Raw genomic sequence first — 6,132 nt, 5'->3', positions numbered from 1 at the left:
CTCTTGGCCGTGTCCAGAATGAAATAATTTACATTTTCAATCGTGTCGCCGATCGGCAAAATGCCTCGAACGGTGACTTCCATAGCCGCAAATCCTGCCGTGAAGCTCATCATCTTCTCCTTGGTCGCCGGCGGCCGGGCCGCAGCTTCTCTTGGTCGTACCTTAGATTTCAATCGCTGGTTCAATGGCTGCAGAGCGCGGGCGCCCGGTGAGGCCGGTCGCGCGCATTGCCGCATTGCGGGCAGGTCTAAGAGACGGGTGCGCAAGGCTTGGCAGCCTCTTCGTGCCGCTCGATCGGATGGCGCCCCAGTTGTCTTCGCCCAGGTGAGTGAGGCGTCCAAAGGACACTGAGGAATACCCATCAATCGCTGGGTAATCCGTGCTGTTGGCCAACTGCGGGTAATTCAGGCGTTGTTCTACGCCTAAGCCTGCGTCACGGCCCCATCGACTCGTACACGGTATCACCCCAACCATGGTCACTCCCGTCACGCGTGTCGCCGATTTCTCGACGACGACTTACGAGGGAACCAACTGCTTGCGGGGGGAACATCAGATTTGGGAAAACGCCGGCCTTTAGTTCAAGGCCGTACAACGTCTTCTCTTGCACGTCACCACACACTCGCCACGCCCTCACGCACGAAGTGACTTGCTCCAGACACTCTCCTGGCTTCGCAGACGCAGCCCAACAGGCCCTCTGCCCGGTTCGCGGGAACCCTCTCAACACAAGACATTAGTAAAATCTAAAATTAGCAACTTGTAAATAACCAAGTTAACAATTTATTAATTGTGGACCATGAGTAACTACTTTCGGTCGACATCAAATGGCGCGCATGGGCGGCCGAACGCATCGAGAAATCCGAGGCTTAAGGGTGCCCTCTGGTTCGCGTCGAACCCTCGATGTCGCGGCGGAATTTGCGCCTCAGCGATTGGGTCGACGGGAAATTCTGTTCTTAACCCTCTGGTCCCGAGCGACCGCAAGACCCTTGCTGCGACGGAAAGCGCTGGCTAAACAATGGACGGGTTGAGGCAGCACTTGGCTGTGAAGGGGCAATCGTTCTTTGCAACAAAGGTCATGCAAATGGCCAAGGCGACGGGATGATGCATGAGATATAAAGCCGGACAAAGGCGCAGGAATTCCCTTCAACAATTTCCAGCAGCGTGTAACGAACGCCACTCCGCCAAGGGATTAGCATGAGCACCATCGGCCTGTGCATGATCGTCAAGAACGAGGCAAAGGTCATCTTGCAATGCCTCGCCAGCGCGCTTCCTCTCGTTGACTACGTGCTCGTCATCGACACGGGTTCCGAGGACGGCACGCAGGACCTCATCCGTACCTTCCTGACCCTGCACAAAGTCAAAGGCACAGTCATCGACGAGCCTTGGCGGGACTTTGCGTACAACCGTACCTTTGCCCTTGACCGCCTGCGTGAAGTCGAGACGGTCGACTACGCCATGATCATCGACGCCGACGACGTCGTGGTCCAAGACGCTGACTTCGATCCGATCGCGTTCAAGTCGAACATGGAACACGATCTCTACGACGTCGAGGTGTCCCATGGGGGCATTTCGTTTTATCGCCCGCAGATTTGCCGCAACCGGCTTCCCTTCTCCTTCAAGGGCGTGCTGCACGAATATCTCGAGGCCCCTCCCGGCCATCTCACACGCGAGACCGCCAAGGGTTTTCGCGTGGCGACGGGGCGTGGCGGAGCACGCAGTCAAAACCCGCGAAAGTACCAGGACGACGCGGCGGTTCTTGAAAACGCGCTTGCTACGGAGACCGACCCGTTCCTTATTTCGCGATACACCTTCTATCTGGCGCAGAGCTATAGGGATTCCGGAGAACGTGAAAAATCGCTGGCAAACTATCTGAAGCGCGCCGAGCTGGGCTTCTGGGACGAGGAAATCTATGTCAGCCTGCTCGAAGCGGGCAATCTCATGGCAGCGCTGGGACGGCCATTCGACGAGGTCGTTGCAATCTTTGAGCGTGCGACGCAGGCCGTTCCCGCCCGCGCTGAAGCTCTTCACGCCGCGAGCCTCTATTGCCGCACCCAGGGCCGGAACGCGGAGGGAGCGGAATTTGCGCGTCGAGGGCTCGACCTTGCACAACCCCCCGGACTTTTCATACAGCCTTGGGTCTACGATTACGGATTGCTCGACGAGTTTGCCGTCAATGCCTACTGGACAGGCGCTTACCGGGATTCACTCGACGCCTGTCTGAAATTGCTCGCCAGCGAAAAATTGCCGGCGGAAATGGCGAAGCGCGTGGTGGCCAACGCGCGTTTCGCCACTGACAAGCTTCCGGTGCATGAACCGTCGAATCTCGGGGCGTTCGGGACAGAGAGCTTGATCGATCAGCACAAGCTTATCCGGCAGCGTTCGCTGCGGTCGCGCCTGAAGGGTTCACCGCGCATCCTGATTGCAATCCTGGCAAAGCAGAAGGAACCGGCACTGCCGCTTTACCTCGAGTGCATCGAGGCGCTCGACTACCCGAAGGCATCGATCGTCCTATACATCAGGACAAACAACAATACCGACAGGACCGAGCATATACTGCGCGAATGGGTAGAGCGCGTGGGTCACCTCTATGCGGCGGTCGAAATCGACGCCTCGGACGTCGTCGATCGTGTTGAGCAGTTTGGCGAGCACGAATGGAATGAGACGCGCTTCAGGGTGCTTGGCCGAATCCGCAACATAAGTCTGCGGAAAACGCTCGAGCACGGCTGCGATTTCTATTTCGTGGCCGACGTCGACAATTTCGTGCGATCGGCCACGCTGCGAGAACTTGTCTCGCTTGATTTGCCAATCGTCGCTCCTCTGCTTCGCTCTATCTCGCCGGGCCAATATTATTCGAACTTTCATGCCGAGATCGATGCCAACGGGTATTATCTGCAGTGCGATCAGTATGGTTGGGTGCTCAACCGCCACGTGCGCGGCGCCATCGAGGTGCCGCTCGTGCATTGCACATATCTTGTCCGGGCTGACGTGCTGACCGAACTGACATACGAGGACGGCACATCGCGGTACGAGTACGTTGTCTTTGCTGCCAGCGCCAGGAAGGCCGGAATCGTCCAGTATATGGATAACCGACAAGTCTATGGCTACATCACCTTTGGCGATGGCCAATACCATGTGAGTGATGGCATCGAACGGGCTCGAGCGCTGTTGCATGGTGCGGGCGATACCTCCACATTCACTGCCGCCACGCCCTCTGTCTCCGGGACGATGCCAGCCCGGCCTGTCGAGCCGACGGGTTCCCCGAAAATTCACCTGATAAACCTAGACCGCAGCATCGAGCGCTGGAGCAGGTACCAAAGTAACAACTGGCATTTATTGCACAATACCGTTCGCGTATCAGCCGTTGACGGCACTTCTCTCGACAGGGAGGCGCTCATCAAGGAAGGTCTGATTACCAGTGATTGTCCGTATCCCCCGGGCACGTTAGGGTGCGCTCTATCCCATATCAGCTTGTGGAAGCTGTCGGTTTCAGAAAACAAGACAATAACTATTTTCGAAGACGATATTCGGTCATCGTTTCGTTTCACGGAGGAATCCACCAGTATTATATCTCAAGCACGGGCAGATTGGGATATCATACAGTGGGGCTATATATTTGACCCATCATTTCTCTGGCTTGACCTTGGTTTCTCAAAAGCCAAAATGGAATTCTACGATCGTCAATATACTAATAGAACTGCCTTGTTCCAGTCCGAGAACTTCTCCAGATTCCTTATCAAGGTAGAGCATTCGTTTGGGCTTCAGGCATACACAATCACACCAAGGGGTGCGCGGATACTTCTGGAAAAGTGTCTGCCGCTCCGCAGCAGACTTATCCCGTTTCCTGGAACTGGCGTCGTCCTTGACGACACGGGCATTGACTGCGCGATGTGTGCGGCATACGGCTCGATGCAAGCTTTTCTTTGCATGCCGCCACTCGTTATTCTAGACGATGAGCAACCTTCAGATCGAGTGGCGACGGATCAGGGGTGAGCCTTGAAGGACTCTACCTCGATCGCTGGCGAACGGTCGTTCTACTCATGGCCTCACGGGTAAGGAAGAATTCCTAACACCTGAATGATTACAGCAAATTTTCGCTTTTCTAGATCAGAAAGAGTTGCAACCTTGTCGCGCCTCTTCGTAAAAAGGGCATCAAACTCGACTGCATCGCCATCGAAGTGCGGTACTTGATTAAGCTGGCGTAGGGCGAAACCGAAATCGCCCAGAATGTCGACTATGTCACCAATCAGCTTTTGTCCTCGATATATCGGAACAACATGCGTTTCCAGCTCGATAGCCAAACAGGATTCCAGAAGGTGGCCGAAACCAAGCAGAACTTCGTATTCAAGACCTTGGACGTCTATTTTTATAACATCCGGTGACGGAACCGCGCTTGCGCGGAACAATTCGTCATATCGAACACATTCGACCTCTTGCATGCTGACAACGTTGAAGACACGGGCTACTGAGTAGTTCTGCAGGATCTCAAAGTTTGGCTCTCGCAAAGACGAGCAGTATGATCCGGCAGTAATATACAGCTTTTGGGGGCCAGAAGTGTTTGCCAGCGCCTTTTCCACCACTTGCGCGCCCGGAATTCGATCGAGGGTTTGTCGTATCACCGTCGCTTCCGACGACAAGGGTTCGAACACGACGGGCGTAATATGATCGGCTCGCAGCATCCACTTGAGCTGTAGCCCTCCTTGGCCGCCAACATCGACGAGGGTGATCCGCTCCTCTGCCGGCGTGCGAGACAACTCGGGGTATGCATCAAACGTTTCAACCAGAACGCTCAAGAGTGCAAACTGTTCGAGTCCAGTGCCGGCGTAGACGGGACGACCATTGTCGGAGCAGCCTATTGAGAGAGACCCGTGGCAACTCAAAAAGCTCACATCGATCTCGATCGTGTCATCTGGATGAGCGTTGATCGAAATGGTGTGACTGATACCCCTGTTTATTATGGTGCCGTCGAGTGCAATTTCGGCAACATCCAAAGAACCATAGTGATGGATATAGAAGTTTGTGGTGGTCGTGGGGAAGAATCTGAGGACGCACCTCATCCGAACCATTCGAAACAGAAAAGCTGAATCGTGAAGTCGTAGAAGATGCCAGTCACGGCGGTCACTGTCGCGAACGACCAAAGCTCCGCCAACGATATGAGTCGACATTTCGTGGACGACCTGCCAGCTTGATAAAGCATCGCCAACATACGTTTTGGTAAAGATCGCCTCGCCCACCCTCGAGTCCCCTAGCCGCTTCCGAGTAGTTCAACTCTCAAGGGGTCTACGCTTAGACCTCGGCCGATGGCAGAACAAGCTGGACTTCCTATTTTTCTCCTTGCAGGGCAACATGGTCGAGTTTCGAAGTTGCTGCGACGAGATCTCCTAAATTTGCTTGCAGGTTCAGTGGCCGGCAGCCTCACACCAGTGGCGTTGACACCCTCGGGCGGTTGGAGCACAGGCTACGGGGTCATGTCTTCCCCACCTTCCTCAGCTAGCTCGCAACCAAACCTCCTAACCGCCCCCATCGAGCTTGCCGGCGACTGGGGCCACATGCTTGAGGGAGCCGCTGATCAGGTCGTCGAACGCATGCGGCATGCATGCCTCGACGGCGTCCGCCTGCTGTCCGACCGCCAGCCGACGCGCCTGCGTGTCGACGAGCACACTTCCGGCACGCCGGCAATCTGGCTGCATCCGGACGGCAGCAGTATGGCCTGGATCATCGTCGATATCGGCGAGCGTGACTGGTCGAAGCTCGCCTACCAGTTCGGGCACGAACTCGGCCATGTGCTCTGCAACAGCTGGCAACCGGACGCCAGGCCGGCGCCGCCTTGCCAATGGATCGAGGAGACCATGGTGGAGGCCCACTCGCTGCGTGGGCTCGCACGTCTGGCGAAAAGCTGGAAGGAGGCGCCGCCCTTCGCCGGCGACAATGCCTTCGGCGATGCCATCGCCCGGTACCGCCAGGACATCATCGATCGTTATGCAGCGCTCGCTGAAAGCCAGGGGCTCACGCGCGACGCCGCTGCGTGGTTCGCCGACCACCGCGGCGAGATCGAAATGCCCGCTCTTAATCCGTTCGCCCAGGCAATGTCGCTGACCATCCTCGCCGAATACGGCCGCGCGCCGGACTGCGTAGAGG

The 6,132-nt window shown here is 56.3% G+C and carries 2 protein-coding genes and 1 pseudogene; 2 read left to right on the top strand and 1 reads right to left on the bottom strand.

What is annotated here, in order from left to right; genetic code table 11:
* Window positions 1–1,191 precede the first annotated feature (1,191 nt).
* On the top strand, window positions 1,192–3,987 hold the full coding sequence (locus tag EN991_RS19920) for a glycosyltransferase family 25 protein (RefSeq protein ID WP_127369366.1): 2,796 nt from the start codon (window positions 1,192–1,194) through the stop codon (window positions 3,985–3,987).
* A gap of 53 nt (window positions 3,988–4,040) precedes the next feature.
* Here EN991_RS19920 and EN991_RS19915 read toward each other — a convergent pair whose 3' ends face one another.
* Window positions 4,041–5,228, bottom strand: coding sequence for an FkbM family methyltransferase (locus tag EN991_RS19915; RefSeq protein WP_127367311.1), 1,188 nt, complete (start codon window positions 5,226–5,228; stop codon window positions 4,041–4,043).
* 315 nt (window positions 5,229–5,543) lie between these two features.
* On the opposite strand from EN991_RS19915, the pseudogene EN991_RS19910 reads away from it, so the two are divergent.
* Window positions 5,544–6,132, top strand: a pseudogene (locus tag EN991_RS19910) (hypothetical protein); the annotation flags it as partial.

The sequence above is a fragment of the Mesorhizobium sp. M7A.F.Ca.US.005.03.2.1 genome (assembly GCF_003997795.1).
Classification (GTDB): Bacteria; Pseudomonadota; Alphaproteobacteria; order Rhizobiales; family Rhizobiaceae; genus Mesorhizobium; species Mesorhizobium ciceri.
The sequence above is the reverse complement of the archived record's forward strand: the minus strand, read 5'-3'. Positions and strand labels throughout refer to the sequence as shown.

Excerpts from the sequence above, each read along its gene's own strand:
- EN991_RS19920 (WP_127369366.1), top strand. The coding sequence starts at position 1,192 with ATGAGCACCATCGGCCTGTGCATGATCGTCAAGAACGAGGCAAAGGTC.